This is a genomic window from Methyloferula stellata AR4 (assembly GCF_000385335.1).
GTDB lineage: Bacteria > Pseudomonadota > Alphaproteobacteria > Rhizobiales > Beijerinckiaceae > Methyloferula > Methyloferula stellata.
In genome coordinates this window covers 3,081,967-3,106,607 of the sequence record NZ_ARWA01000001.1, presented here as the reverse complement: position 1 = coordinate 3,106,607, position 24,641 = coordinate 3,081,967, and the positions used below count along the sequence as shown (strand labels likewise).

At 61.4% G+C, this 24,641-nt stretch carries 30 protein-coding genes and 1 tRNA gene; 25 read left to right on the top strand and 6 right to left on the bottom strand.

Features of this window, described 5'->3' with window-relative positions; all coding sequences use genetic code 11:
* The 3 genes from nrdR to A3OQ_RS0115280 are packed head-to-tail and all read left to right on the top strand — an operon-like array spanning position 1 to position 2,242.
* A complete protein-coding gene (nrdR, locus tag A3OQ_RS0115290; RefSeq protein ID WP_020176283.1) occupies positions 1–516 on the top strand; it encodes a transcriptional regulator NrdR in 516 nt (171 codons plus the stop codon).
* A gap of 8 nt (positions 517–524) precedes the next feature.
* Positions 525–1,637, top strand: coding sequence for a bifunctional diaminohydroxyphosphoribosylaminopyrimidine deaminase/5-amino-6-(5-phosphoribosylamino)uracil reductase RibD (gene ribD / locus A3OQ_RS0115285; RefSeq protein ID WP_020176282.1), 1,113 nt, complete (start codon positions 525–527; stop codon positions 1,635–1,637).
* Positions 1,637–2,242, top strand: a complete 606-nt coding sequence (locus tag A3OQ_RS0115280) for a riboflavin synthase (RefSeq protein WP_020176281.1) — start codon at positions 1,637–1,639, stop codon at positions 2,240–2,242. The genes ribD and A3OQ_RS0115280 overlap by 1 nt, the downstream gene beginning before the upstream one ends.
* Before the next feature lie 16 nt (positions 2,243–2,258).
* On the opposite strand, the gene A3OQ_RS0115275 is transcribed toward A3OQ_RS0115280, so the two are convergent.
* Positions 2,259–2,492, bottom strand: a complete 234-nt coding sequence (locus A3OQ_RS0115275; protein ID WP_020176280.1) for a hypothetical protein — start codon at positions 2,490–2,492, stop codon at positions 2,259–2,261.
* Between the two features lie 302 nt (positions 2,493–2,794).
* Between A3OQ_RS0115275 and A3OQ_RS0115270 the strand changes: the two genes are divergently transcribed.
* The 4 genes from A3OQ_RS0115270 (at position 2,795) to nusB (ending at position 4,924) form a co-directional block, all read left to right on the top strand.
* Positions 2,795–3,037 carry a GCG_CRPN prefix-to-repeats domain-containing protein gene (locus A3OQ_RS0115270; protein ID WP_026595867.1) on the top strand — a complete coding sequence of 81 codons (243 nt, stop codon included), beginning with the start codon at positions 2,795–2,797 and terminating at the stop codon, positions 3,035–3,037.
* A gap of 120 nt (positions 3,038–3,157) precedes the next feature.
* Positions 3,158–3,676: a DinB family protein gene (locus A3OQ_RS0115265; RefSeq protein WP_026595866.1), complete on the top strand. Its 519-nt coding sequence runs from the start codon at positions 3,158–3,160 to the stop codon at positions 3,674–3,676.
* 286 nt (positions 3,677–3,962) lie between these two features.
* On the top strand, positions 3,963–4,454 hold the full coding sequence (ribH, locus tag A3OQ_RS0115260; RefSeq protein WP_026595865.1) for a 6,7-dimethyl-8-ribityllumazine synthase: 492 nt from the start codon (positions 3,963–3,965) through the stop codon (positions 4,452–4,454).
* Positions 4,454–4,924, top strand: a complete 471-nt coding sequence (gene nusB, locus A3OQ_RS0115255) for a transcription antitermination factor NusB (protein ID WP_020176276.1) — start codon at positions 4,454–4,456, stop codon at positions 4,922–4,924. The genes ribH and nusB overlap by 1 nt, the downstream gene beginning before the upstream one ends.
* A gap of 4 nt (positions 4,925–4,928) precedes the next feature.
* On the opposite strand, the gene A3OQ_RS0115250 is transcribed toward nusB, so the two are convergent.
* Positions 4,929–5,477, bottom strand: coding sequence for a molybdopterin-binding protein (locus tag A3OQ_RS0115250; protein WP_026595864.1), 549 nt, complete (start codon positions 5,475–5,477; stop codon positions 4,929–4,931).
* A 279-nt stretch (positions 5,478–5,756) separates the two neighbouring features.
* Between A3OQ_RS0115250 and A3OQ_RS0115245 the strand changes: the two genes are divergently transcribed.
* The 3 genes from A3OQ_RS0115245 (at position 5,757) to A3OQ_RS0115235 (ending at position 6,619) form a co-directional block, all read left to right on the top strand.
* The gene (locus tag A3OQ_RS0115245; protein WP_020176274.1) at positions 5,757–6,098 is read left to right on the top strand and encodes a DUF6156 family protein; all 342 of its coding nucleotides are present in this window, start codon (positions 5,757–5,759) and stop codon (positions 6,096–6,098) included.
* 58 nt (positions 6,099–6,156) lie between these two features.
* Positions 6,157–6,477, top strand: coding sequence for a YbjQ family protein (locus A3OQ_RS0115240; RefSeq protein WP_026595862.1), 321 nt, complete (start codon positions 6,157–6,159; stop codon positions 6,475–6,477).
* Positions 6,478–6,541: 64 nt separating this feature from the next.
* Positions 6,542–6,619, top strand: a tRNA-Trp gene (locus tag A3OQ_RS0115235).
* A gap of 205 nt (positions 6,620–6,824) precedes the next feature.
* Here the strand turns inward: A3OQ_RS0115235 and A3OQ_RS0115230 are convergent.
* On the bottom strand, positions 6,825–7,658 hold the full coding sequence (locus A3OQ_RS0115230) for an amino acid kinase family protein (RefSeq protein ID WP_020176272.1): 834 nt from the start codon (positions 7,656–7,658) through the stop codon (positions 6,825–6,827).
* Between the two features lie 12 nt (positions 7,659–7,670).
* On the bottom strand, positions 7,671–8,483 hold the full coding sequence (locus tag A3OQ_RS0115225; RefSeq protein ID WP_020176271.1) for an amino acid kinase family protein: 813 nt from the start codon (positions 8,481–8,483) through the stop codon (positions 7,671–7,673).
* A 586-nt stretch (positions 8,484–9,069) separates the two neighbouring features.
* Between A3OQ_RS0115225 and A3OQ_RS0115215 the strand changes: the two genes are divergently transcribed.
* Both A3OQ_RS0115215 and A3OQ_RS0115210 read left to right on the top strand, forming a co-directional pair.
* Positions 9,070–9,921, top strand: a complete 852-nt coding sequence (locus A3OQ_RS0115215; RefSeq protein WP_020176270.1) for a lytic transglycosylase domain-containing protein — start codon at positions 9,070–9,072, stop codon at positions 9,919–9,921.
* A 54-nt stretch (positions 9,922–9,975) separates the two neighbouring features.
* Complete coding sequence (locus tag A3OQ_RS0115210) at positions 9,976–10,269, top strand: hypothetical protein (protein WP_020176269.1); 294 nt, start codon at positions 9,976–9,978, stop codon at positions 10,267–10,269.
* Positions 10,270–10,380: 111 nt separating this feature from the next.
* Here the strand turns inward: A3OQ_RS0115210 and A3OQ_RS24515 are convergent, their stop codons facing one another.
* Positions 10,381–10,632, bottom strand: a complete 252-nt coding sequence (locus A3OQ_RS24515) for a hypothetical protein (RefSeq protein ID WP_152428478.1) — start codon at positions 10,630–10,632, stop codon at positions 10,381–10,383.
* Positions 10,633–10,869: 237 nt separating this feature from the next.
* Here A3OQ_RS24515 and A3OQ_RS0115205 point away from each other — a divergent pair, with 237 nt between their 5' ends.
* Together A3OQ_RS0115205 and A3OQ_RS0115200 are read left to right on the top strand one after the other, a co-directional pair.
* Positions 10,870–11,292, top strand: coding sequence for a DUF1236 domain-containing protein (locus tag A3OQ_RS0115205; RefSeq protein ID WP_020176268.1), 423 nt, complete (start codon positions 10,870–10,872; stop codon positions 11,290–11,292).
* Positions 11,293–11,361: 69 nt separating this feature from the next.
* Positions 11,362–11,835, top strand: a complete 474-nt coding sequence (locus tag A3OQ_RS0115200; RefSeq protein WP_026595861.1) for a cupin domain-containing protein — start codon at positions 11,362–11,364, stop codon at positions 11,833–11,835.
* 141 nt (positions 11,836–11,976) lie between these two features.
* Here the strand turns inward: A3OQ_RS0115200 and A3OQ_RS25115 are convergent, their stop codons facing one another.
* Positions 11,977–13,302 carry a TetR/AcrR family transcriptional regulator gene (locus tag A3OQ_RS25115; RefSeq protein ID WP_020176266.1) on the bottom strand — a complete coding sequence of 442 codons (1,326 nt, stop codon included), beginning with the start codon at positions 13,300–13,302 and terminating at the stop codon, positions 11,977–11,979.
* A gap of 110 nt (positions 13,303–13,412) precedes the next feature.
* On the opposite strand from A3OQ_RS25115, the gene A3OQ_RS0115185 reads away from it, so the two are divergent.
* The 11 genes from A3OQ_RS0115185 (at position 13,413) to A3OQ_RS0115135 (ending at position 24,636) form a co-directional block, all read left to right on the top strand.
* Positions 13,413–14,315, top strand: a complete 903-nt coding sequence (locus A3OQ_RS0115185; RefSeq protein ID WP_026595860.1) for an FAD binding domain-containing protein — start codon at positions 13,413–13,415, stop codon at positions 14,313–14,315.
* Entirely contained in the window at positions 14,308–14,802 is a 495-nt protein-coding gene (locus A3OQ_RS0115180) for a (2Fe-2S)-binding protein (protein WP_020176264.1), read from the top strand. The genes A3OQ_RS0115185 and A3OQ_RS0115180 overlap by 8 nt, the downstream gene beginning before the upstream one ends.
* A complete protein-coding gene (locus A3OQ_RS0115175; protein ID WP_020176263.1) occupies positions 14,802–17,183 on the top strand; it encodes a xanthine dehydrogenase family protein molybdopterin-binding subunit in 2,382 nt (793 codons plus the stop codon). The genes A3OQ_RS0115180 and A3OQ_RS0115175 overlap by 1 nt, the downstream gene beginning before the upstream one ends.
* A gap of 58 nt (positions 17,184–17,241) precedes the next feature.
* The gene (locus A3OQ_RS0115170; RefSeq protein WP_020176262.1) at positions 17,242–18,492 is read left to right on the top strand and encodes an ABC transporter substrate-binding protein; all 1,251 of its coding nucleotides are present in this window, start codon (positions 17,242–17,244) and stop codon (positions 18,490–18,492) included.
* A complete protein-coding gene (locus A3OQ_RS0115165) occupies positions 18,489–19,367 on the top strand; it encodes a branched-chain amino acid ABC transporter permease (RefSeq protein ID WP_020176261.1) in 879 nt (292 codons plus the stop codon). The genes A3OQ_RS0115170 and A3OQ_RS0115165 overlap by 4 nt, the downstream gene beginning before the upstream one ends.
* Before the next feature lie 119 nt (positions 19,368–19,486).
* Positions 19,487–20,428 carry a branched-chain amino acid ABC transporter permease gene (locus A3OQ_RS0115160; RefSeq protein ID WP_083931680.1) on the top strand — a complete coding sequence of 314 codons (942 nt, stop codon included), beginning with the start codon at positions 19,487–19,489 and terminating at the stop codon, positions 20,426–20,428.
* Entirely contained in the window at positions 20,421–21,188 is a 768-nt protein-coding gene (locus A3OQ_RS0115155; protein WP_020176259.1) for an ABC transporter ATP-binding protein, read from the top strand. The genes A3OQ_RS0115160 and A3OQ_RS0115155 overlap by 8 nt, the downstream gene beginning before the upstream one ends.
* Positions 21,181–21,924 (top strand): ABC transporter ATP-binding protein, encoded by a 744-nt coding sequence (locus A3OQ_RS0115150; RefSeq protein WP_020176258.1) that lies wholly within the window; start codon positions 21,181–21,183, stop codon positions 21,922–21,924. The genes A3OQ_RS0115155 and A3OQ_RS0115150 overlap by 8 nt, the downstream gene beginning before the upstream one ends.
* On the top strand, positions 21,914–22,573 hold the full coding sequence (locus A3OQ_RS24115) for an SRPBCC family protein (RefSeq protein WP_020176257.1): 660 nt from the start codon (positions 21,914–21,916) through the stop codon (positions 22,571–22,573). The genes A3OQ_RS0115150 and A3OQ_RS24115 overlap by 11 nt, the downstream gene beginning before the upstream one ends.
* 39 nt (positions 22,574–22,612) lie before the next feature.
* Positions 22,613–24,118 (top strand): CoA-acylating methylmalonate-semialdehyde dehydrogenase, encoded by a 1,506-nt coding sequence (locus A3OQ_RS0115140; protein WP_040581203.1) that lies wholly within the window; start codon positions 22,613–22,615, stop codon positions 24,116–24,118.
* A 272-nt stretch (positions 24,119–24,390) separates the two neighbouring features.
* Positions 24,391–24,636 carry a hypothetical protein gene (locus tag A3OQ_RS0115135; RefSeq protein ID WP_026595858.1) on the top strand — a complete coding sequence of 82 codons (246 nt, stop codon included), beginning with the start codon at positions 24,391–24,393 and terminating at the stop codon, positions 24,634–24,636.
* Positions 24,637–24,641 lie beyond the last annotated feature (5 nt).

Below are 24,641 nucleotides of genomic sequence, written 5' to 3'. Positions count from 1 at the left end.
ATGCGGTGCCCCTATTGCGGCAGCCTCGAAACGCAAGTGAAGGACTCGCGGCCGACGGAAGATGCGTCTTCCATTCGCAGGCGGCGGGTCTGTCCCGATTGCGGCGGGCGGTTCACGACTTTCGAACGCGTGCAATTGCGCGAGCTGACGGTCGTCAAGAAATCCGGCCGCCGCGTACCTTTCGATCGCGACAAGCTGATGCGCTCGGTCGAAGTTGCCATGCGCAAAAGGCCGGTCGAGGGCGAGCGCGTCGAGCGCATGATCAATGGCGTCGTGCGGCAGCTTGAAAGCCAGGGCGAAAGCGATATCCAAAGCGACAAGATCGGCGAACTCGTGATGGAGGGATTGCGGTCGCTCGACAGCGTCGCCTATGTGCGTTTCGCATCGGTCTATCGGAATTTCCGCGAAGCGCGCGATTTCAATACACTGATCGATGAGTTGGCGGGCAGCGATCCGGCGGTCGAGCCGGAGCCCGAAGAGCGGACCGCGAAGGGCCGTTCGCCGAGCCGGGCGTAAAGGCTTTTATGAGTCATATCGAAGAGGATGCGCGGCTGATGGCTGCGGCTCTGTCGTTCAGCCGCAGAAGCCTTGGTCTTGCCGCGCCCAACCCTTCCGTCGGCGCGCTCGTCGTCAAGGACGGGCTGATTGTCGGACGCGGCGTGACGGGGCAGGGTGGCCGTCCGCATGGCGAGGTCCTGGCGCTTGAAGAGGCGGGCGAACTTGCCAAAGGCGCGATGCTCTATGTCACGCTCGAACCGTGCAGCCATCACGGCAAGACGCCGCCTTGCGTGGATGCCATCATAGCCGCGGGAATCGCCCGCGTCGTGTCGGCGATCGGAGACCCCAATCCGAAAGTCGCCGGAGAGGGCTATCGGCGTCTGCGGGAAGCCGGGGTCGAGGTCGTGACCGGCGTTTGCGAGGAAGAAGCGCGGCGGCTTCATCTCGGTCATTTCCTCTGCGTGACAGCGGGGCGCCCTATGGTCACATTGAAACTCGCCGAGACGGCCGATGGCTATGCTGCGGATGTCCCCGGTGCGCCGCGGCTCGTCATCTCCGGCGAGTTGACCTATAGCTTCGTCCATATGCAGCGCGCTCTTTATGATGCGATCTTGATCGGCAGCGGAACGGCGTTGGCCGATGATCCTTTGCTGACGGTGCGTCTGCCCGGACTTGAAGCGCGCAAGCCTTTGCGCGTGGTGCTCGATACGAAACTGCTTCTGTCTCCGGCGTCCTGGCTCGCGGTGACGGCGACGGAGGTGCCGACTTTGGTGGTCGCTGGAGACGGCGCCGATGGCGAGGCGGTCAAGGCGCTCGAGGCAAAGCATGTCGAGGTCGCGACCGTGCCTTGCGACAAGGCGGGGCATGTTGATCTCAACGCGGCGCTTCGATTGCTTGCCGGACGCGGGATCACGCGGGTTTTGAGCGAAGGCGGCCCGCATTTGGGCGCAGCTTTGATTGCCGCCGGTATCGCGGACGAGGTCCTGATATTGACGAGCCAAAAGTCGTTGGGCCGCGAGGGTCTGCCGGCACTCGATGCGGCCGCCAATGCAAGACTCGCGGATGAAACCCATTATCGCTTTGCCGAAACCCGGATCTTGGGCGAGGACCGGCTTATGCGCTATGAAAGGACGCTTTGATGTTCACCGGGCTCATCACCGATGTTGGCGAAGTGGCGAGCGTCGAGGCGCGCGGTGAATTGAACCGCGTACGCATCCTTTGCGCCTATCCGGCAGAGAGCATCGCGCAAGGTGCGTCCATCGCTTGTGCCGGGCCTTGTCTCACCGCGGTCGCCGTGGGCCGGGGCAAGAGTAAAACCTGGTTCGAGGTCGATGTCGCAGCCGAGACTTTGGCTCGCACCACGGCTTCCGCGTGGCGTGCGGGGACGCATCTCAACCTCGAACGCTCCTTGAAGATCGGCGACGAGCTCGGCGGCCATCTCGTGACCGGCCATATTGATGCTGTGGCGGAGATCCTCGCGATCGAAGCCTTCGACGGCATGAAGCGCTTTTCAATCCGGGCGCCGAAAAACCTCGCGCGTTTCATCGCCGAAAAAGGCTCCATCTGTCTCGACGGCACATCGCTTACCGTCAACGATGTCGAAGGTGATGTCTTCTCGGTATTATTGATCCCGCATACATTGGCCGTCACGACCTGGGACGAGCGCCAAGCCGGCGATAAGATCAATCTCGAAGTCGATCTGATGGCGCGCTATGCGGCGAGGCTCGCCGAAGCCGACAAGTGACGTCCGGCAGCTCGCACTATCTCATGATCTCGCGTATTTTTTTGCAGAACTCGGCTTTCTCTTCGTCGCCGCCCTCGGCCTGGGCTTCGATTTCCGAAAAGCGTTTCCAGCGTTTGGCCGCCTCGTCATATTCCATCACGTCAGGCAGAGCGAATTCGCGGCGCGCTTGCCGGACCGCGTTATCGACCGTCGTCTCGCGGGAGCTTAGATATTTGTGATAGGCACGGATGAACGGATAGTCGGTCGCCATTTTTATTCGTCCTCGATTGCAAGAAGAGCTCTTCCGCTCTCGTGAAAATCCGGAGATTGGACCCTGCGGGTGGTAGTATGTAACCGTAAAGATCGCTTGGTTGAGCTATTAGAGCATTTGCGGGTGGGGTGGGAAGAGGCAAACCCGCTCGACGCAGGTGCTTTGTGACGGCAGCAAAACTGCGGACAAAGCGGAAGCCCCGGTTCCCCGCGCTGTTTCGATAATGTTATGAAGCTGGCGTAGCAATATTGATGCAACAGCATCCGACTTCGGAGGGATATGTGCTCAAAGGACTTTTTTCTATGACCGCCGCGGCGGCTTTGATCTTTGCCGCGCAGACCGCGCAAGCCATGCCGGCTGCCAATCTTGAAGGCGCCACGGCGCCGGAGGTCACGCTCGTCTATGGCGGCTGTGGCGTCTACGGCCATCGCGGACCTTATGGGGGCTGCCGCGCCGGTGGACAAGCGGGCGGTTATTATCGCGGCCGTCCTTGCCCTCCCGGTTTCCATCTTGGGCCGCGCGGCGCCAAGTGCTGGCCGAACTGAGCGGCTTGCGCGTTTAAGCGCCTCACGGCTGCCATTGCCCGTGACATAATCGAAAGGCACGATGTCCCAAAAGGCTTTGTGCCTTTTTCATTTGGCAGGAAGGAATTCGAGGACGTCGTGATGAAGTCGCATTGGCAAATGTTCGCCGGCTATAACGCATGGGCGAATGAGCGCGTTTTCGCTGCCGCCGCCGGGCTTTCGGATGCGGATTATCGCGCCGACAAAGGCGCGTTCTTCAAATCGGTGCATGGCACGCTGAATCATATTCTCGTCGGCGATCTTGTCTGGATGCAAAGATTCACCGGCGAAGGTCCGCTTCCGTCGAGCCTCGATGCGATCCTGCACGAGTCCTTACCCGCTTTGCATCAGGCACGCCGCGCGCAGGATGCACGCATCATCGCTTATATCGAGTCTCTCGACGATCAAGCTCTCGCAGGCGAGATCCGCTACCGGCCCATCACCACGACCGGCGAAATCGTGCAGCCGCTCGCACCCGCCTTGGCGCATTGGTTCAATCATCAGACGCATCATCGCGGTCAGGTTCACGCGCTATTGACGAGTCTCAAAAGCGAAGCGCCGTCGCTCGATCTCGTCAATTTTCAGCGCGAGCAAGGCATAGGCGCGCGCAGGATGGGATGAAACCCGGCGCAATAAGCTTTTGACTTTTCGAGACTATGCTCATGTGTCGCGGAAGGCGGAATGCCGCGACTGTCTGGCTTGCACATGGAAGCCGCGCTTGTTACTCACGGGCCAGCGATCGAAGCGGTTATAACGCGTTTCGGGCCTCTAGAGCGGGATGAGCAAAAGTGTAAGCGGTTTTGCGCCCGCATCCCGCTCTAACTTATTGAATCGATCACGTTCCATGATTTTGGATCGATTCGATCCAAAATCATGGAACGTGATCTATCGTTTTCCAGAGTATGAAATGGCCGAACCGAACCGATCACCCGCTTCAGAGGATGAAGGCGTCGAAGGCGCCCGCTTCCTCATTGTCGAGGCGCGGTTCTATGATCATATTGGCGCCATGCTGCTCGAAGGTGCGAAACGGGCCTTCGCGAAGGCCGGCGCGCATGTCCATGTCGTCAGCGTGCCCGGCGCGCTCGAAATTCCGATCGCGCTGGCGGCTCTGTTCGATGGGGCGAGTGCGACATCCGAACCTTATCATGGCGCGATCGCGCTTGGCTGCGTGATCCGCGGCGAGACCTATCATTTCGAAATCGTCTCGAACGAAAGCGCGCGCGCCCTGACCGATCTCGCCGTCGCGCGTAAGCTTGCATTTGGAAACGGCGTTCTTACCGTGGAAAACGAAACCCAGGCGATCGTCCGCGCCGATCCGGAGCAAGGCGACAAAGGCGGCGATGCGGCCCGCGCGGCGCTCGCGCTCTATCGTCTCAAACGCAAAGCGGGAGCGCTTTGATGGCGAAAGCGATCGAGCGCTCCGCTGCGAGGCTTGCGGCCGTCCAGGCCCTCTATGAAATGGAGGTCACGGAAAAAGGCTTGAACGAGGTCTTCGCCGAATTCGAAGCCTTCTGGCTCGGCAATGAAATCGAGGGTGAACAGTATAATGATGCCGAAGTCGCGTTTTTTCGCGATGTCTTGTCGGGCGTACTCGAAGATCAAGGCCCGCTCGATCGGCTGATCGACAAGACTTTGGTGGAAGGCTGGCCTCTGGCGCGCGTCGATTCCGTTTTGCGTGCGATCCTCCGTGCCGGCGCCTATGAGCTGAAGAAGCGCACCGACGTTCCCGCCCGCGTCGTCATCAAGGAATATGTCGATGTCGCCGGCGCGTTTTTTGGGCTGGAAGAGGCCGGCATGATCAATGCCGTGCTCGACCATATGGCGCGGCATCTGCGCGCCGCGGAATTCGAGCCGCGCCCATCTTCGTGATTTTTCACGGGGCTTCCGACACTTTCAGCCCAGTCAGATTGATGACCCAGCGGCCCTTTTTGACGTCGTTTGGAAACACCAGACGCGCGAAGCCGCCGGAGGTGAAATCGGCGCCGTCGCGCTGCGTGGCGATGAGACAGGGCTGATTGCCGAAATCGGGATCGATTTCGCCGAGCGAGATCACGAGCATGTAGCCGTCGCTCGCAGTTGCGACCACGAATTCGCGCAAGATGTCGTTTTTGATATCGGGATGCGTGACGATGTCGGCCTTGCTCAACAGCGTCCAAAGCGAGACGCCGCTATAGGTGATATCGCCGACTTTGAGCGTCGACTGCGGCAGCGCGGCCAGGGCCGCGCGGTCATAGGTCGCGGGTGTCATCACCAGTCCGTCGAGCGCAAATTGCGTGCTTTGTGGCCCCTCGGTCGCGGCCGCCTTGACCAGCGGAAAGGCGGGGCTGGGTGCCAGCCCTTCCGCTTGGACCGCGCCTGCCAGGAGGACAAGCGACGCGGCGCAGGCCAGGGAATGAAAAATGTCGAGGCGCTTTGCGGCCATGCCAATCTCCAACTCGATCCGCGATACACTCTGCAATACTATGCCTTTGGCCTATGACCGATAAATCACGTTATATGTTACTTCCATATAGGGCAGGGCCGGAACGAGGTCGCGGACGGGCGCGCCGCGCCGCATGTGGCGGCCCTCGGTCCCGGAGGCCGAACTTGCCTTGCGCCGCGGAGACCCTTAGAAATTTAAAACGGACCCGCCTCGCTTCCCGCAAGTGATTCAGGCGTCCAAACATGTGTTGATGGACGAACGATCCCGGGGAGAGGGCGAATGGCGGAAGAAGCCGAAGAGCCAGTGGTGCTGACCATGCCGGAAGGTGCGGTGTGCAGCCGTTATTTCGTCTCCTATACGGGCATCAAACTGCCGGTCAGAATGGTCAATCCGCTCGAAGAGAAGGATTTGAGTAACCGCAATACGTTCATCATCGCCTATTTCGACAAGGACGACCGGATGATCGGCTTCGAGAAGATGGTCTATTCGGCGATCGAACTGTCGCATTATTATGATTATCATCCGAGCGGCCTGTTGAAATCGGCCGAGATCATGATGGACGATGTGACCACCTTCCTCGAATATGACGAAGCCGGAAACATGATTGCCGTCGAGGAATGACTCTGAGATGGTAAGTCCGATTTTCGGACGCCGAAAGTTAAGCCGGCCGGATAGAGCCATGATGGTCTCGACCACGAATGACATCTCGGGCTATCGCATCGTCCGGCATCTCGGCGTCGTGCGCGGCATTACCGTGCGCTCGCGCAATCTCATCGGCAATTTTTTGGGCGGACTTCGCTCAATGTTCGGTGGCAAGATCGGTGCCTATGTCTACCTGGCCGAGACGGCGCGGCAGGAAGCCTTCGACCATATGTGCGAACATGCGGGGCAGGCCGGCGCCAATGCCATCGTCGCCATGCGCTACGATGCCAATGAGATCATGGACGGCATAACCGAAGTCCTGGCCTATGGCACGGCTGTCTGGGTCGAGCCGGTTTAATCTTGGCCACCAGCGCTTTGGGCTTGCGTCCACCTCGGCGATCCGGGTAAAACTAGCGCGCTGTAGGAGTGTAGCTCAATTTGGTTAGAGTACCGGTCTCCAAAACCGGGGGTTGTGGGTTCGAGTCCCTCCTCTCCTGCCAGCTAGCTAAAAACTCCCTTTTTCACCAAATATCAGATACTTAGCGCGGAACGTTCCTGCAAGGGCGATCGAAGATCGTCGGCTGCGTCGATTTTTGGCACGATCCCGACCGCCATTAAGCTCTAGCCGGACGGCCAAGCGTTAAAGATGGGCGGCCGCGATAGCGCTATTCATGCGAACGCGGCGCCGCTCATTTCCCTGTACGCTCAGGCCGGCCGCACGCCGGTGTGGATGATCGTCCCGACATGCTCGCCACGCAGCGAGGCGGTGATCCGCCCCGGCACTAAACCGTTCACGATCTGCACGTGCTCGAGTTGGCGCGCGGTCGCCATAACCTCGATGAGTGCGCGGTCGACCGGCAGCGAGCCCTTGAACTTCGCGAGGTCAGCGGCGCTCGTCTCGCTGATGAGCTTTGCCTTTTCCCCGCCGGGCCCCTTGGGGTCGATATCATACACCCCATCCACGTCCTCCACGATCGTGAGGCCGGCTGCCCCGAGCGCGTCGGCGAGCAGAAACGCGCCTGTGTCAGCCCGGTTTGGCGGGATACGCGAAGTCGGGAACTCGTGATGGTGATAGGGAGGAAAGGCGCTTCCCACGACCGCGCGAGCGGCGGAGAGGTGGATTGCGAGCTGATTCGCGATGGTTGGGTGCTCGACGTAGGAGACGCCTTCCGGTGCGAGCAGCGACGCGAGGATGTGGCCATTCTGGCCAGCCTCGCTCGCGGCGAGTGGGGCGAGCGAGCCGACCGGCAGACCGAGATCGAGGCCGACGCCGTAGATGTGGCGGGCGCGGATGCCGGCGCCGGTCAATATGAGCAGACGGTGCTCGGGCAAGAGCTTCCGAAGCTCGTCCACAACGGGCAAGATCGCGTCCGCGCCGCGATCCATGATGGAGCGTCCGCCGATCTTCACGACTTGAAGCCAGGGGAGAAGACGGACCGGGCGCCTGCCAGCGACCGGGCTGGTCAGTTGGTCGTCGAGGAGCGTCTGGCGCGCGAGCGGCGAGGCGACGTGTTTGATGCTGGTGCTGTTGTCGGCCATGAGAGTTGTTTCCTAGCTCGCGGTGATAATCGTGCCGACGTGCTCGCCGGCGAGCGCGCGGGTTAGGTTGCCGGGGACGAGGCCGTTCACAACCTGCACTTGGCGGACGTAGCGCGCCGCCTTAAGCAGGTCGAGCATTGGGAACTCAAGGATTGAATCGTGCAGTCCCTGCGCCTTCATCTCGTCAACCGAGATCTTCGGAATGAATTTGGCGCTCTTCGAGGTTTTCGGGTTCTCTGTATAGAGGCCGTTTTCGTCCTTCACGAAGATCATCGCTTTGCAGCCGAACTGCTCGGCGAGGAGGTAGCATCCGGCATCGGTGCGGTAGGGCGGAATGACGCTGTCGGGGGCCGGACGCATCCACAGGCCATAGGGCGGCATGCCGCTGAAAATGACGGCGTGGACCTCGGCAAGATAGAGCGGTACCGCCGAGAGACCGGCGCCGTCGACCGCGCTGATACCGTATTTCGCGAGAAGCTGTCCCAGGATGACGGCGTTCTGATTGGCGACGGAGGCACCAAGCTGCGAGAGCACGCCCGCTGGCAGATTAAGCCCTGCCGCGATCGAGTAGAGATGCCGCGCCCTCGTACCTGCGCCGGTGCCGATCAGAAGCTGGTGGGCCTTGCGGACGGCCACGATCTCGTCGACGAGCGGGTAGAGGGCCGCGCGGCCGCGGTCGATGATGCTCTGGCCGCCGATCTTGATCACCGCCGCGTCGGGCAGGATCCGGAAATCCTCCGCCGCTCCTGCCGCTGCGAGAAGCTGCTCGTCGGTCAGCGATCGCTGCATAAGGAGCGCCTCGAGCTCCGCTGTCGTGTTGGCCATGGGGTGCCTTTCATCGCTTCTGCATATTGCGTTCACATGGATCGATATAGCGTAGGGAGATGGCCTCGCAACATGCGAAAACTACGCATCTTTTACCTCGCGAGGAAAAAACGACAGAAAATGCACAATCCAATATGTGTTCGTCAGCGACCGGAATTGGGATCAACGAAAATCTTTGGGCACGACCTGCAACAACTCGTGCGCCAAACGGCTGTCGAAGCGTGCGAACTTCTTTCCATAGGCTCAACGGCAAACGTCGAATTCTTCGTTCATTGATTTGACCGTGAGACGGCCGTCACCCGTTTTGATGAGGAAAAGAGCGGCCATGCGACTCCCTCACGCTGCCAGCAAAAGCTCTATAAATCGGCTGTTTAATCGCATAAATTGATACGAATTATCGGGTTCGTCAGGCGCGAAAGCCTTCGGTTTAAGCGTTTGGTAAGCGGTTTGCGCGAAATGCTCAAAGCTGTCTCCCGCGCGATTTTGCTCCGGCTTTTTTCAGCTAAACATAACCGCCATGAAGCTCCGGTGCGGAGAGCGGATCGATCGGCGACGCGCGTCCAAACCAGGCCATTCGGATTGGATCATGACCAAGCTCGTGCGAGCCCTGGCTTTTCCTCTTGCCGTTATGATCTGCGGGGCGGCTTCGCAACGAGCCCTGACGCAACCGCAAGATGAGCCGGTTGAGACGTCGGTTTGCTCTCTGATCGAAGCCTCTGCGAAGGCGCAGGATCTGCCGATCGTGTTTTTGACCCGCCTGATTTGGCAAGAAAGCAGCTTTCGCGCGCGGGCGGTCAGTCCGGCAGGTGCAAAAGGCATCGCGCAATTCATGCCGGGCACCGCCGATGATTGGAAATTGGCCAACCCTTTCGATCCCGCTGAAGCGATCCCGAAGGCCGCCGAACTTCTGGCTTCCCTTAAACAACGCTTCGGAAATCTCGGACTGGCCGCGGCCGCCTATAACGCCGGTCCTAACCGGGTTGCGAATTGGATCGCCGGCCGTGGCGACCTGCCGAGCGAGACGAGAAGCTACGTGCTCAACATCACGCAGCGTCCGGTCGAAGATTGGAACGGACCGGCCGCCGGAAGCCATTTCGACGGTGAGGCATCCAATCGGTCATGCCTGGAATTGGCCGCTTCGATCCGCAAAGGCGAACCCACGCGATTTGCCGGTTCCGTGCTGACCGCGCCCTGGGGCGTTCAGCTGAGCGGCAGCTTTTCGAAGAGCGCGGCTTTGGCTGCCTATGACCGAACGGCGACGAAACTTCGAAATCTCATCGGCGATGTCGAACCGATGATCCTTGGCGGCCGGGCGCCAGATCGCGGCTTCGCGCCATTCTATAGGGTCCGGGTGCCAGCGTCCTCACGTGCGGAAGCCAATGCCTTGTGCAACAAGATATTGCGCGCGGGCGGCGCTTGCGTTGTACTGCGCAGTTGAAGCAGGTTCAGCAGCCTAGATTTCGGTAAGGTCGGTGGCCGGTCAGGGCATGGAATGGTTGAGACACCGCAGGAACCGAAGATCGATGCTTCGCCAAAGCAGCGTTGGGCCGCACGCCAGGAGGAAATCCGTGCCGCCGCGGAGGCAGACAGGAAACGTGCGCAAGAGGCGCGTGCCGAGCAGCAGCGCCACCTTACGCAAGACTATCACAGCCCTGGTGCTTTCATCCTGGGGCTTCTCGTTCTGGCGTTTCTCGTGATTGGCGGCTGGTTCCTCATCAACCGGATGCGCTGCGACGCGCTCTTTGCCAATCCGGCGCCGCTTCGCTTCCATACGTCGTGCGAGTAAAGCGATCCGCCTCTAGATCATGAAACGTGATCGATTCAATAATTTAGAGCGGGATGCGGGCGCAAAACCGCTTACACTTTGCTCATCCCGCTCTAGGGCGGGAACGCTCTGTTAAGGCATGCCGCCATGGCGCCCGGCGCCCCTCGCGTTGGGGCTGCTGCTTGCACTCGACGAAGGGGGTGGATCTTGCGGGTTCGGAATGGTCTTCGTGCACACCCACCCCGCGTTCGGAGCGCCCGATCCCGCATTGGCGCGGACAGGCCAGCTGCCTTGCGGACACAAAGGCGGGGCTTGCGCAAAGGCCACATCCGCCTCGACAAATGATGAGACGATCAGCATCGAAAGAGCGATTGAACGAAGCATGTGAGCCTCCATAACGCCTGACCGCATTTTAAAAGCTCAGGTCCGAAAATCCATCCATAAGTTCAGCTGACGGAGGACGTCGGCTTTTTTGGCCCATCGCATTTGATCTATTGCAAAGACGGCTTGAGCCCGCCGCGCCATTGCAACCGTGAGATGATTCCCGCAAGGCCAGGCTGATTGCGGTGAAAGTCTTGAAGGTTTAAGCCACTCTTGGCGGGTAGCACGGGGAGTATTGCGATGAAGAAGCAATTTGCAGCTTTAGTCATAATCGCACTTGCGCTGCCATCATCCTTGGCCGGCGCCCAGGCGCAAGGCATAGTTGGCGGTGCCGAACAGGGTTCAGCCGACGGCGCTCTCGCCGCCGGGCCGGTTGGCGCCGTTGTCGGGGGCGCGGTCGGGGCCGTAACGGGCGGGGTCGGCGGCCTTCTCGGCATCGATCTGCGATCGCGCTTTCACGACTATGTCATCCGGCAGGGACTCCCGTCTTTTCCCTATGCCGCGAGTCTCCGGCCGGGCGACGTCCTTCCGCTGGAGAATGTCGCCTATTATCCAGTGCCGCCGGAATTCGGCATGCCGCCTGAATATCGCTACGCCATCATCAATGACGAGGCCGTCATCGTCGATCCGCGCACGCATCGGATCATCCAAGTCATAGATTAAGGCTTGATCCCGGTAAGATGCAGACATCTCGGGCGGGATCATGCGTTGAATAAAGGACAAGGCGCGCAGATGAGCGGTCATGATCACGAGCACGATAAATGGAAGCACGACGGCGTGCGCGTCATTCCGGGCGGCCAGCTTGATTCCAATACGGCGCAGACGCCCGGCATGGACCGTCAGGCCGCCATCAATTTCGCGCGCGTCGGGGCGCAGAAAATCTGGGCTGGTACGGTGACGATCCATCCCAACGCCAAGACCGGCGCGCATCATCATGGCCATCTCGAAAGCGTGATCTACGTTTTGAAGGGCAAGGCGCGGATGCGTTGGGGTGATGCGCTGCAATTCACGGCCGAGGCGGGGCCGGGCGATTTCATCTATGTGCCGCCCTATGTGCCGCATCAGGAAATCAATGCGAGCCCCGACGAAGTGCTCGAATGCGTGCTGGTGCGCAGCGACGGCGAGGCCGTGGCGATTAATCTCGACCTCGAGCCGATCGAAAAGCCCGAGACGGTGCTTTGGATCGATCCGACGCATCGCGGCTGAGCACTTCAGACCCTCACCCTGAGGAGCGCTCCGTAGGAGCGCGTCTCGAAGGGCGGGGGCTGCGCGGCGCTTTTTAGAGCCCAAACCCTCGTCCTTCGAGACGTGTGCTACGCACGCTCCTCAGGATGAGGGTTTGTGAACCTAGCGGTGCAAGGCTATGCCCTTGACCGTTGCCGCCACAGCCGCCGCGATAAGCGGGTCGCGCGGACCATTGATCGAGACGCCATAGACCCATTGCCGGATCGACAGATAGACGATCTGGCCGTGCAGCCCCCAGGCGATCTCGATATCGCGCGCGTCGATCTGTGCATTTCCGCCGCGATGCAGGCGCAGTTCCCGCGCGACGGGCTCGATGACGCGGCATCTCACCAGATCGAGATAGCGCTTGCAGATATCGACGCCGCGCAGACCAGCGAAGACGAAAATGCGGATCCATTCCGGGCGGTCGATCACCTCGGCATATTGGAGATAGAATGCCGTCAGGCGGGTTTGCAGGGGCTGTGACCTGTCGTGCAGAAGCTCCTCCCATTCCGCCTTCCAGCGGTTGACATAGACTTCTTCATAGACGCGTTCGATCAAGGCTTCCTTGACCGGGAAATAGCGGTAGAGCAGGGGATGCGTCACGCCGAGGCGCTTGGCGAGCTCACGCATCTGCCCGTCCATTCCGTGCTCGGCGAAGAATTTGACGGCGCCGTCGACGATCAGCCGCTCGCGTTCTTCGGGCGGCATCCGCCGCCGCGCCGGCTGCGGCGCCTCGTCGGCGGGTGGCTCGGCCGCGCGGATCTTTCGCGGCATGACCGACAAGTCCATATCAGCATGCGTCGCGCCGCCGACGAAGATCGCGACCGCGTCGCTTAGCGTCTCGTCGAGATTTTTCGGGATATCCAAGCCATAGATGAATTTGCGGATCGCCAGATAGAAGACGCGGCCGTGAAGGCCCCAGGCGCGTTCCATCTCCGCATCTGAGAACGGCGCATCCGGCGAGGTGCAATTCGAGGCCGCACGCAGTTCCGCGCAGATCGGATGGAGCACGGTTTCGCGCAGCAATGCGAGATAGGGCGCGTTGATGGAGACGCCCTTCAAGCCTGCGAACATGAAGATGCGAATCCAATCATGGTGGAAGATCGCATCCGTATATTCGCGGTAGAAGGCAAAGAGCCGGGCCTGCAAAGGCAGGCTGCGGTCGCGCAAGAGCGCGGTCCATTCCGGCCGCATGCGGCGCACATAGACATCCTGATAGACGCGTTCGATCAGTGCCTCTTTGCTGGGGAAATGCCGGAACAAAATCGAGTGGGTGATGCCGATCCGCTCGGCAAGCGTCCGGATCTGGCCGTCGAAGCCTTCTTCGGCGAAAAACTGGATCGCCTCCGCGACGATCATCTTCTCGCGCACGGCTGCCGCAACCCTCGGGCGGCGCGCGGGAATCGCTTTCTCTCTCTTTCGGCTTGGCTGTTCGATTGCGACCACGCGGTCATTTTCCTTGACTAGACGCCGGATTATAGTCACCTTTGCGACCAATCGGTCAATAAGGCCGAAGCCACATATATTCATGTGGATATAGCAGGGATGGAAATAGGGTGAAGGCACGCGATTGCCGATACGAACGCGCGCACTCGTTGCAAGAGGCGCTCGAACTTCTTCATCGCTATGGCACGGAAGCCCGTCTCATCGCGGGCGGCCAAAGCCTCGTGCCCGCCCTCAATCTGCGCATGGCCGCGCCCGACACGCTGATCGATATAGGCGCGCTCGACGAGCTGCGCGGCATCAGGCTTGTCGATAGCGAGGGTACGAAGCACCTGCGCATCGGCGCAATGGTCACGCATGCCGAGCTCGCGCGCTCGCGCGACGTCGCGCTCCATGCGCCGCTGCTCGCGCTCGCGGTGAAGCACGTGGCTCATGCGGCGATCCGCAATCGCGGCACCTTCGGCGGCAGCATAGCGCATGCCGATCCCGCCGCCGAGTTTCCGGCCTGCGTATTGGCGCTTGGCGCACGCATGCATATCGCCTCCCGCGCGGCGACACGCATTGTGGCAGGGGAGGATTTCTTTCTCGGTCTGCATGAGACGGCGATTAAGCCCGGCGAGATTCTCGTCGCGGTGGATATGGCACCGATTGAAACGGGTTTTCGCCCAGGCTTCGCAGAGCTTGCCCGCCGCAGCGGCGATTACGCGCTCGTGGGTCTCGCCCTGCAAGGCAAGCCTACCCCCGGCCGGACTTTGTTTGAGGCAGTGTCGCCGGTCTTCTTCTCGGTCGGCGATCGCCCGATCCTGGCGCGCTCCGCAGCGAACATCTTGATGGATTCGAGTGGAGCCGATGGCGAGCGCATCAGGCTTGCGCAAGCGGCGCTTGCGACCGACCTCGCTCCGCCGTCCGACACGCAGGCGTCATCCGCCACGCGCCTGCATCTCGCACGCGTTCTTCTTGGGCGTGTCGTTGCTGAAGTCTTAGGAACAGCCATCGGAGACGCTGCCGATGCCTGATCCGATCACCATCCATCTCAGCATCAATGGTGTAGATACGGTGATCGCCGTGGAGCCGCGCACGCATCTTGCCGATGTATTGCGCGTGCAATTGGGGCTCACCGGCACGCATATAGGCTGCGAACATGGAGTCTGCGGCGCCTGCACGATCTTCGTAGATGGTGCTACCGTCCGCGCGTGCCTTGTGCTTGCCGTGCAGGCCGATGGCGCCTTTATCGAGACGATCGAAGGATTGACCGAGGCCGGCGATCCGACGCTTTTGGCGCTGCAAGAAGCGTTCTGCGAGCGTAACGCCTTGCAATGCGGATTTTGCACGCCGGGCATGCTCGCGACCGCCGTCGAATTGCTGCGCGAGAACGGTTGCCCGACCCGTGCAACTATCCGCGAGCACATCTCCGGCAATTATTGCCGTTGCACCGGCTATCAAGCGATTGTCGATGCGATTCTGCTCGCAGCCGCAAGGCTCGCCGAACTGGAGATGGCCTGATGGATCAGCCCGTCCTTTCCGCGCTCGACCGGCCGAACTCCTATATCGGACGCTCCGTACCGCGGCCGAATGCGCATCGGCTGACCGAAGGCAAGGGCCAGTTTACCGACGATCTGGCGCTCTCGACACGATGCGTGCATGTCGCCTTTCTGCGAAGCCCCTATGCGCATGCGCGGATCGTCTCGATCGATGTCGAGGGCGCGCGCGCGGCCAAAGGCGTCGTACTTGTCGCGACGGGCGCCGATATCGCGGCTGTTTGCAAGCCTTGGGTTGGCGTGCTCACGCATTTTGCCGGGCTGAAATCGGCGCCGCAACATGCGCTCGCCGTCGATCGCGTGGTCTGGCTCGGCGAGCCGGTCGTCGCAGTCGCCGCGGCGACACGCGCGCTTGCCGAGGACGCCATCGACCTCATTCGTATCGAGTATGAAGAACTCACTCCCGTTACCGATATCGATCAGGCGCTGGCGCCTGGCACACCGCTGATTCATCCCGAGCTTGGCGATAATCTCGCCTTTCAGCTCGCCGTCGAAAGCGGCGATGTGGATGCCGCGTTTCGTGATGCACATAAAATCGTCGAAGACGAGTTCCGCTTCAACCGCCACACGGCGGTCACGCTCGAACCGCGCTCGATCCTCGCCGATTATGATACGAGCGAGAACCGGCTGACGGTGCATCAATCGACGCAGACGCCCTATCAGATGCAGGATGTCTATGCCCGGCATCTCGGCATCCCCGAGGCGAATATTCGCGTCGTCGCGAAAGACGTCGGCGGCAGTTTCGGGATGAAGCTGCATGTCTATGGCGACGAAATGGCGACGGCCGCCATGGCCGTCATGCTGCGCCGGCCCGTGAAATATGTAGCCGACCGGCTCGAATCTTTCCTCTCCGACATTCATGCGCGCTCGCATCGCGTGCGCGCCCGCATGGCGGTTTCGGCCGACGGCACGATCACTGCGATGGAGGTCGATGACGTGACCGGAATCGGTCCCTTCTCGGCCTTTCCGCGCACCAGCGCGGTCGAAGGCAATCAGGTCATACGCCTGATGGGCGGGCCCTATGCCAATCGCAATTATCGCGGCGCGCTGAAGGTCGTCTTCCAGAACAAGGTCATGATGAGCCAATATCGCGCGGTCGGCCATCCGATCGCCTGCGCGGTGACGGAGGCGCTGGTCGATCGCGCCGCCGAGGCTTGCGGGCTCGATCCGATCGAGATCCGCCGCCGCAATCTCCTGACCGACGATGTCTATCCTTATAAGTCGCCGACCGGCTATGTGTTCGAACGCCTGTCGCATCATCAATGTCTCGCGGGTCTCGAACGCGCCTGCGATTACGCCGCGCTGCGCCGAGACCAGCAAGAGGCCCGCGCACGCGGCATCTATCGCGGCATTGGCATCGCGGCCTTCATCGAGATCACGAGTCCGGGCCCGGCGTTTTATGGCGTCGGCGGCGCCCATATCACGGCGCAGGACGGATGCGTCATGCATATCGATCCGTCGGGCAGCGTCCGCTGTCAGGTGAGCGTTACCGAGCAAGGGCAGGGGACGGAAGCGATCATGGCGCAGATCGCGGCCTCCGCGCTCGGCGTGCCGATCGAGAGCGTCCGCGTCATATCCGGCGACACCGAGACGGCGCCTTATGGCGGCGCGACCTGGGCCTCGCGCGGCGCCGCCATCGGCGGCGAAACGGTGCTGATCACCGGCCGCGCGCTGCGCGATCAGCTCCTCGCGCTCGCAGCCGCCATCTTGCAGGAGCAAGCGAGTGCCCTCGATATTGTCGATGGCGTGGTCGTCGATGCCGTGGGTAGCCGCGAGCGGATCACCATCACTGAGCTGGCGCGCATCGCCTACTACCGTCCCGATACGCTGCCGCCCGGCGTTCAGCCGCAGATGACGGCCTCGCGCAATCATGTGCCGCGCGGCCAGGCCTTCGCCTTCACCAATGGCGTGCAGGCGAGCCACGTCGAAGTCGATGTCGAGACGGGTTTCGTGCGTCTGCTCGGCCATTGGGTGGTGGAGGATTGCGGGCGCATCATCAATCCGATGCTAGTCGACGAGCAGGTCCGCGGCGGTGTCGTGCAGGGCATAGGCGCGGCGCTTTTTGAGGAATGCGTCTATTCCGCCGAAGGGCAATTATTGAACGGCACCATGGCCGATTATCTCGTGCCTATGGCGGGCGAAATGCCCGACATTTATGTCGGCCATGTCTCGACCCCGACCCTGCACAGCGAGCTTGGCGCCAAAGGCGCCGGAGAAGCCGGAACAGCGGGTTCATCGGCGGCGCTGCTCAATGCCGTCAACGACGCGCTGCGTCCGCTCGGCGCAAAGCTGACCGAAATACCGATGACACCGGAACGTATTCTCAAAGCACTCAAAAAAATCTGACTGCGCCAAGATAACGATAAAAACGACAATTATAAAATCGATGAGAAGGGAAGCGACCATGGACGAGACCAGATTTTCAATTGGACGCCGCGCGCTTCTTGGCGGCGCGATCGCAACGCTGAGCGCACCTGCGCTTTTGCTGCGCGCGGCACGCGCCGAGGACGAGCCGATCAAGATCGGATTCCCGACGCCGCTAACAGGCCCCTTCGGCGCCGAGGCTAAGGATCAGGTGCAATGCGCCCAGCTCGCCGTCAAACAGTTCAACGCGGCAGGCGGCTTGAAGGGCCGCAAGGCCGAGCTTCTGGTGCGCGATGACAAGCTCAATCCAGGTGAGGCGGCGACGCGGGCGCTCGAACTCATCGAACAAGACAAGGTCGATTGCATCGTCGGCTCGCTGTCGGCCTCGGTCCAGCTCGCCACCAACGAAGTCGCCAAGGCGCGCGGCGTCGTTTATGTGTCGATCAGCCAGTCCGATGCGATCACCGCCATGCCGGACTTCGCCAAAACCACATTCCATGAAGCCTTGAACCCGCATATGACCGCCGGCGCCGTCGCGCGTCATGTCTTCAAACCGGGGATGAAAGTCGCGATCCTGCTCGCCGATTATGCCTATGGCCACGAAATGGCCGCCGGGTTCCGCAGCGCGGCGGAAGCGATCGGCGGCATCGATATCGTGCTCGAACAGAAACATCCCTTCGGCACGCCCGACTATTCGGCGTTTCTGCCGAGCCTGCGCGCGGCCAAGGCCGATGTCGTCTGCATCTGCAATTTCGGCCGCGATCAGGTGAACTCGATCAAGCAGGCCAATGATTTTGGCCTGAAGCGGCAAAGCAAGATCGTCGTTCCCGTGCTGCTCTATAATCAGCGTCTGGCGGGGAGCGCCGAAGCCTTCGAAGGCATTATCGGCGGCTCGAATTATTATTGGCCGCTCGAGGACCGTATTCCGACCGCTAAAGCCTTCAACGACGCCTATCGCGCCGAGACAGGCGGCAATGTTCCCTCCGACTATGGCGCCTATGGCTATGCCGGCGTCCGCATCCTGCTCGAAGCGATGCGCCGCGCCGGATCGGTCAGCCCGGAAGCGATCGTGCACGAGCTCGAAGGCCTGCATTACGAGACCTATAAAGGCCCCGAGACCATGCGGGCTTGCGATCATCAGGCCGTTCAATCCGTCTTGATCCTGGACTCGAAAGCCAAGTCCGCAATGAAGACCCCAACGGACTTCTTCGACATTGTTGCCATCGACCCGGGCAGCGAAGCAAGCCTCCGCTCTTGCGCCGATCTCGGTCATACGGCCGCGGCGCGATGAGCTTCGATCTCATCATCGCGCAGCTCTTTACCGGCGTCGCGCTCGGCGCCGTCTTCGTGCTGCTGTCGACCGGCCTCTCGGTGATCTTCGGCATGCTCGGCGTCGTCAATTTCGCGCATGGCGCCTTCTTTATGGTGGGCGCCTATGCGGGCGTCTTCGTCCTGGCGCTCACCGGCAATTTCTGGATCGCGCTCGCCGCCGTCCCGCTGCTCGTCGGCGCCATGGGGCTTGCGGTCGAACGTTTTCTCGTGCGGCCGCTTTACGGACGCGGCCCCGATTATCCTTTGCTGCTGACCTTCGGTCTTGGCTATGTCCTGGTCGAAGTCATCCGCATTCTCTTCGGCTCGGATGGGATGCCGTTCGAGACGCCATCTCTTCTGTCCGGCGGCATCGATATAGAGGGCGTCGGCTATTTTCCGGCGTATCGGATCTTCGTCATCGGTATGACGGCTTTGCTGATGCTCTGCCTCTGGCTGCTGCTCGAGCGAACGCGCTATGGCCTCATCATCCGCGCGGCCTCACGCGATCCTGAGATCGTCGCTGTGCTCGGCATCAATGTCCGGCGCGTCTTTCTGCTCGTCTTCGGTCTCGGCACCGGGCTTGCCGCTCTAGCCGGACTGCTTGCGGCGCCGATGCGCACGGTCAATCCGGAAATGGGCGTCGTGGTTCTCATCGAGGCCTTTGTCGTGACCGTCATCGGCGGCATGGGTTCGCTGCTTGGTGGCGCGATCGCCGGCATGCTGGTCGGCATCGTCGTCAGCCTCACCGCGCTTTGGATGCCGGAAATGTCGACCATATCCATGTTCGCGCTGATGGCTCTGGTGCTGCTCGTCCGGCCCTATGGATTGTTCGGCCGCGGAGTGCTCGTGAAATGATCCGCGACATAGATCATCTCGGTAACTTAGAGCGGGATGCGGGCGGAAAACCGTTGCACAGTTTTCCTCATCCCGCTCTGGCCCCCGTTCAGATCGCGCCCACCCGCATCGATTGGCCCATGCTCGCGCAGCGCTGGCGCGTGCCGCTCTTGGCTATCGGCCTCGCAGCGCTTCCGTGGATCGTTCCGTCGCAGGCGCTTGCCGTCAATATTCTGATCTTCGGGCTCTACGCGACCGGCTTCAACCTGCTCTTCGGTTTCACGGGCATGCTGTCCTTCGGGCACGCGGCTTTCTTCGGCGCGGGTGCCTATGGCACCGGCATCGCACTCGCGCGATTCGGGATTGGCTGGTTCGGCGCGATCGCGATCGGCATCGCCGTTGCAAGCGTGCTCGCTCTATTGATCGGCGCGCTGTCGATCCGCTCGCGCGGGATCTATTTCAGCATGGTCACTTTGGCCCTCGCGCAGCTGATCTATTACGTTGCCTTGCAGGCGACGGACTGGACCGGCGGCGAGAACGGCTTGCGCGGCCTCACGGTCTCGACGCTGCACATCGGTCCGCTGGCGCTGAACTTTCTCGAGCCCACGGTCAAATATTACGTCATCCTTATCTTCGTTGTCGCGGCGCTTTGGGCGGTCTCGCGGCTTTTGAATGCACCTTTTGGCGCAGCCATAGAGGCGATCCGCGAAAACGAGGGACGCGCTGCCGCCTGCGGCTATGACGTGAAACGGATCAAGCTTGTCGCCTTCGCGCTGTCTGGGGCAATTTGCGGACTGGCCGGCGCGCTCAATGCGCTGCATCTGTCGATCGTGCCAATCGACTCGCTCTCCTATCAGACCTCCGGCCTTGCCGTGATCATGGTGCTGCTCGGCGGGGCGGGGACATTTTTGGGGCCTTTCGTCGGCGCCGCGATCTTTCTGCTGATCGAAGATGTCCTTTCGCTTTGGACGACGCATTGGCAGCTCTTCGCGGGCATGGTTTTCATTCTCGCCGTCTTGTTCCTGCCGCAGGGCGTCTGGGGAACCTTGGTCTCGTGGCGCAAAGGGCGGCCACATGAATAGCGCGCCGGTTCTTGCCGCTGAGGGCATAGGCAAACGCTTCGGCGGATTCACCGCGCTCGACGATGTCAATGTCGCGTTCGAGCGCGGGCGTCTCACCGCGATCATCGGCCCGAACGGCGCGGGCAAGAGCACCTTTTTCTCATTGCTGTCGGGCGCGGTGGCGCCGAGCAAGGGCCATATTCGTTTCGAGGGTGCCGATGTCGCGGGCGAGCCGCAACATCGTTTCGCGCGGATGGGCATCGCGCGCTCCTATCAGATCACCAATCTGTTCCCGCAATTGACCGTGCATGAAAACGTCCGACTCGCCTGTCAGGCGATGCATGCACCTGCGCGCCGCAGCCTATGGCGGGATCGCACGCATTATACGGGGCTTGCCGACGAGGCCGACGCAGCGCTCGCACAAGTCGGTCTTACATCGCGCCGCAAGCGCTTGGCGGCCTCTCTCGCGCATGGCGAACAGCGGGCACTCGAAATCGCGGTGGCGCTCGCGAGCCGGCCGAAGCTGCTATTACTCGACGAGCCGACGGCGGGCATGAGCCCGGAAGAAACCAAGGAAATGATGGCACTCATCGGACGGCTTGCCGCGGAGCGTACCGTGCTTCTCGTCGAACATAAGATGAAGATGGTCATGGGTCTTGCCGACCGGATTGTGGTTTTGCATCAAGGCAAGCTTCTCGCCTCCGGCACGCCGGACGAGATTCGGGCCGACGCTTCTGTGCGCCGCGTCTATCTCGGCGAAGGGAGATCCGGGCGTGGCTGAGCCCTTGCTTCAGGTTCGCGACCTCAACGCCTGGTATGGCGCCGCGCATGTCCTGCAAGGCGTCAGCCTTGATGTCGGACGCGGCGAGATCGTCGCGCTCGTCGGGCGCAACGGCGCTGGCAAGACGACGACGGTGCGCACCATCATGGGCCTTATCGCCAAGCGATCCGGCACCATCTTGTTCGATGGGATCGATCTTATGGCACGGCAGACCTACGAGCGCTTTGGCCTTGGGCTCGGCTATGTGCCGGAGGAAAGGCGTATCGTGCCGGGTCTCACGGTGCGCGAAAACCTGATGCTCGGCCTTCTCGCCGCTCGTCGCGGCATGGCCGGTGAGGCGGAAGCTATCAATGCTGTGGCGATGCGCTTTCCGCGTCTCGGCGAGAGGCTGAACCAGGAGGCTGTCACTATGTCGGGCGGCGAACAGCAGATGCTCGCCATCGCGCGCGCGATGCTGTCGCAGCCGACGATGATCCTGCTCGACGAACCGTCGGAAGGGATCATGCCGGCTCTGGTCGATGAGATGGCCGAGCTTTTTCTTGAGCTCAAACGCAGCGGGACGAGCCTGCTTCTCATCGAGCAAAATGTCGAACTCGCGCTCGAGATTTCCGATCGCGCTTATATCCTCGACCAGGGCAGACTTGTTCATGAAGGCGCCAGTGCCGAACTCCTCGCCGACGCGGACATTCGCGAGCGCTATTGCGGTCTCATCACGGAAAGCCACGATGGAGCTTGAAGGACGCCACGAGATCAGCGCGCCACGTCAACTCGTCTGGGCTGCGTTGAACGATCCGGACGCGTTGCGCGCCTGCATCCCCGGATGTAAGGAGCTGACCAAGACTGCGGACAATGCATTCACCGCGCGCGTGGTGTCGAAGATCGGGCCCGTGTCTGCGTCTTTCTCCGGAACCGTCGAGCTCTCCGACATCGATCCGGGACGTGCCTATACGATCACAGGAACGGGTCAGGGCGGGGTCGCGGGCTTTGCCAAGGGCAGCGCCCGCGTCGCGCTCGCCGATCAGGCGCAAGATGTGACGCTCCTGACCTATACGGCCAAAGCCGACATCGGCGGGAAGCTTGCGAGCGTCGGCAGCCGCATGCTCGAAGGCACCGCGCGTAAGACGGCCGATGAATTCTTTACCGCCATCGCGGCCCATCTCTCGGGCGGCATCGCAAAGACGGACCCCGCGTCCATCGCACCGGACGCACCCATCGCATTGCCGCAGCCGTCACAACCGGCTGCGGCTTTTCCGCAAACCATCAAGGTCGAATTCGGGGAACTCAAAATCGTTACGAAGACGCCTTGGACAATTTTTGGGATGACTTTCGCCGCCATCTCCGGATGGCTTGCCGCGGCCGCATTGGCCTGGCGGCTTTACCACTAAACAGGAACGCATCGGGACGCGATGCGACAGGAGATCGATATGCAGGCCGATGCCATCAGCCATTACATCAAGGGCCAGCGCGCCAATGGCGCTACTGCCGACGCGCGCTATGGCGATATCTATAATCCGGCGACGGGCGAAATCGCGCGGCGTGTCGTTCTGGCGAGCGAAGCCGATATCGAGCAAGCCGTGGCCGCGGCGAAAGCGGCGGCTCCCGGTTGGGCCGCGACCACACCGCTTCGCCGCGCGCGCGTGATGTTCAAGTTCAAGGAGCTGATGGAACGCCGCGCGCCGGACCTTGCCGCCATCATCACGGCCGAGCATGGCAAAGTGTTGAGCGACGCTGCCGGGGAGATCACGCGCGGCATTGAAGTGATCGAATTCGCCTGCGGGATTCCCTATCTTCTGAAAGGCGACATGACCGAGGATGTAGGCGGCGGCGTCGATAGCTGGTCGGTGCGTCAGCCGCTCGGCGTCACCGTCGGCATCACGCCCTTCAACTTTCCGGCCATGGTGCCTTTGTGGATGTTTCCGGTGGCGCTCGCCTGCGGCAATTGCTTCATCCTGAAACCGTCCGAACGCGATCCCTCCGCTAGCCTGTTCATGGCAGATCTTCTGAAAGAAGCTGGCTTGCCCGACGGCGTGTTCAACGTCGTGCAAGGCGACAAGCTTGCCGTCGATACGCTGTTGCGGCATCCAGACGTCGCGGCGATCAGCTTCGTCGGCTCGACTCCGATCGCCGAATATATTTATGCGACCGGTACCGCGCATGGAAAACGCGTGCAGGCGCTTGGCGGCGCCAAGAACCATATGGTCGTGATGCCGGACGCGGACTTGAACCAGGTCACCGATGCGTTAATGGGCGCGGCCTATGGATCGGCGGGCGAACGCTGCATGGCGATTTCCGTCGCGGTCGCGGTCGGCAAGATCGGCGATGCGCTGGTCGAAAGGCTGACCCCGGTGGTTCAGGCGCTGCACATTGGCGCCGGCATTGATCCCACGTCTGAAATGGGGCCGCTCGTCACCAAGACTCATCTCGACAAGGTCCGCGCCTATGTGGACGCAGGTGTCGCGCAAGGCGCGAAACTCGTCGTCGACGGCCGCGGCTTCAAAGGGCCGCAAGGCTATGAGAACGGTTTCTTCCTGGGCGGCTGCCTGTTCGACGATGTGAAACCGGACATGACGATCTACAAGGAAGAGATTTTTGGGCCGGTCTTGTCGGTCGTCCGTGCGCCCGATTTCGAGTCGGCGCTGGATCTCGTCAACGCGCATGAATATGGCAATGGAACCGCCATCTTCACCCGCGACGGCGATGCGGCGCGCGACTTCGCGCATCGCGTGGAGGCCGGCATGGTCGGCATCAATGTGCCGATCCCGGTACCTATGGCGTTTCATTCATTCGGCGGCTGGAAGCGGTCGCTCTTCGGCGATCATCACATGCACGGTGCCGAAGGTGTGCGCTTTTACACAAGGCTGAAGACGGTGACCGCGCGCTGGCCGACTGGCATCCGCAAGGGTGCCGAATTCGTTATGCCGACGATGTGAGTTGCGAGGAACTACTGCGCCGCTGTCGGCCCTTGTGCGTAGCCGAGCTGAGCCAGACAACTTTGCTCGGCCTTGGTGGTCGCATCCTCGCGCCAGGCAACGCAACTAAGTTAGGTGGAGCGGCCTGCGCGAGTCAATTGCTGCGATCAGCTCCGCTGCCGCTTGAGCCAATCTTATAAGCACGCACCTTTGAACGTTCTGGCGCCGCCGTACCACTCATGATTGCGATTGTTGCGCTCAGGCGGGCGCACGCGCTTCATGAGGAGAAGACTATGACGCCTTTCACGATCGTGATCCTCATCTGTTCGATGGCGGTCGATCACGCCGCATGCCAGCCGGACACGGCTGTCGATGTGATCCAAGGTCCGAAGGTCGCGAATGAAATGGCGTGCGGCTTTATGGGCGAAACGACCGTGGCCGCCACGGCGATCACACCACGCGCGGGCGAGGAATATATGAAGATCGTCTGCCAGCGCCGGAACCAGGTCACGGCGCAGGACCAAAAGCTGAAAACCTGAGCCCG

Excerpts from the sequence above, each read along its gene's own strand:
- nrdR (WP_020176283.1), top strand. The coding sequence starts at position 1 with ATGCGGTGCCCCTATTGCGGCAGCCTCGAAACGCAAGTGAAGGACTCG.
- ribD (WP_020176282.1), top strand. The coding sequence starts at position 525 with ATGAGTCATATCGAAGAGGATGCGCGGCTGATGGCTGCGGCTCTGTCG.
- A3OQ_RS0115280 (WP_020176281.1), top strand. The coding sequence starts at position 1,637 with ATGTTCACCGGGCTCATCACCGATGTTGGCGAAGTGGCGAGCGTCGAG.
- A3OQ_RS0115275 (WP_020176280.1), bottom strand. The coding sequence starts at position 2,492 with ATGGCGACCGACTATCCGTTCATCCGTGCCTATCACAAATATCTAAGC.
- A3OQ_RS0115270 (WP_026595867.1), top strand. The coding sequence starts at position 2,795 with ATGACCGCCGCGGCGGCTTTGATCTTTGCCGCGCAGACCGCGCAAGCC.
- A3OQ_RS0115265 (WP_026595866.1), top strand. The coding sequence starts at position 3,158 with ATGAAGTCGCATTGGCAAATGTTCGCCGGCTATAACGCATGGGCGAAT.
- ribH (WP_026595865.1), top strand. The coding sequence starts at position 3,963 with ATGGCCGAACCGAACCGATCACCCGCTTCAGAGGATGAAGGCGTCGAA.
- nusB (WP_020176276.1), top strand. The coding sequence starts at position 4,454 with ATGGCGAAAGCGATCGAGCGCTCCGCTGCGAGGCTTGCGGCCGTCCAG.
- A3OQ_RS0115250 (WP_026595864.1), bottom strand. The coding sequence starts at position 5,477 with ATGGCCGCAAAGCGCCTCGACATTTTTCATTCCCTGGCCTGCGCCGCG.
- A3OQ_RS0115245 (WP_020176274.1), top strand. The coding sequence starts at position 5,757 with ATGGCGGAAGAAGCCGAAGAGCCAGTGGTGCTGACCATGCCGGAAGGT.
- A3OQ_RS0115240 (WP_026595862.1), top strand. The coding sequence starts at position 6,157 with ATGATGGTCTCGACCACGAATGACATCTCGGGCTATCGCATCGTCCGG.
- A3OQ_RS0115230 (WP_020176272.1), bottom strand. The coding sequence starts at position 7,658 with ATGGCCGACAACAGCACCAGCATCAAACACGTCGCCTCGCCGCTCGCG.
- A3OQ_RS0115225 (WP_020176271.1), bottom strand. The coding sequence starts at position 8,483 with ATGGCCAACACGACAGCGGAGCTCGAGGCGCTCCTTATGCAGCGATCG.
- A3OQ_RS0115215 (WP_020176270.1), top strand. The coding sequence starts at position 9,070 with ATGACCAAGCTCGTGCGAGCCCTGGCTTTTCCTCTTGCCGTTATGATC.
- A3OQ_RS0115210 (WP_020176269.1), top strand. The coding sequence starts at position 9,976 with ATGGTTGAGACACCGCAGGAACCGAAGATCGATGCTTCGCCAAAGCAG.
- A3OQ_RS24515 (WP_152428478.1), bottom strand. The coding sequence starts at position 10,632 with ATGCTTCGTTCAATCGCTCTTTCGATGCTGATCGTCTCATCATTTGTC.
- A3OQ_RS0115205 (WP_020176268.1), top strand. The coding sequence starts at position 10,870 with ATGAAGAAGCAATTTGCAGCTTTAGTCATAATCGCACTTGCGCTGCCA.
- A3OQ_RS0115200 (WP_026595861.1), top strand. The coding sequence starts at position 11,362 with ATGAGCGGTCATGATCACGAGCACGATAAATGGAAGCACGACGGCGTG.
- A3OQ_RS0115180 (WP_020176264.1), top strand. The coding sequence starts at position 14,308 with ATGCCTGATCCGATCACCATCCATCTCAGCATCAATGGTGTAGATACG.
- A3OQ_RS0115175 (WP_020176263.1), top strand. The coding sequence starts at position 14,802 with ATGGATCAGCCCGTCCTTTCCGCGCTCGACCGGCCGAACTCCTATATC.
- A3OQ_RS0115170 (WP_020176262.1), top strand. The coding sequence starts at position 17,242 with ATGGACGAGACCAGATTTTCAATTGGACGCCGCGCGCTTCTTGGCGGC.
- A3OQ_RS0115165 (WP_020176261.1), top strand. The coding sequence starts at position 18,489 with ATGAGCTTCGATCTCATCATCGCGCAGCTCTTTACCGGCGTCGCGCTC.
- A3OQ_RS0115160 (WP_083931680.1), top strand. The coding sequence starts at position 19,487 with ATGCTCGCGCAGCGCTGGCGCGTGCCGCTCTTGGCTATCGGCCTCGCA.
- A3OQ_RS0115155 (WP_020176259.1), top strand. The coding sequence starts at position 20,421 with ATGAATAGCGCGCCGGTTCTTGCCGCTGAGGGCATAGGCAAACGCTTC.
- A3OQ_RS24115 (WP_020176257.1), top strand. The coding sequence starts at position 21,914 with ATGGAGCTTGAAGGACGCCACGAGATCAGCGCGCCACGTCAACTCGTC.
- A3OQ_RS0115140 (WP_040581203.1), top strand. The coding sequence starts at position 22,613 with ATGCAGGCCGATGCCATCAGCCATTACATCAAGGGCCAGCGCGCCAAT.
- A3OQ_RS0115135 (WP_026595858.1), top strand. The coding sequence starts at position 24,391 with ATGACGCCTTTCACGATCGTGATCCTCATCTGTTCGATGGCGGTCGAT.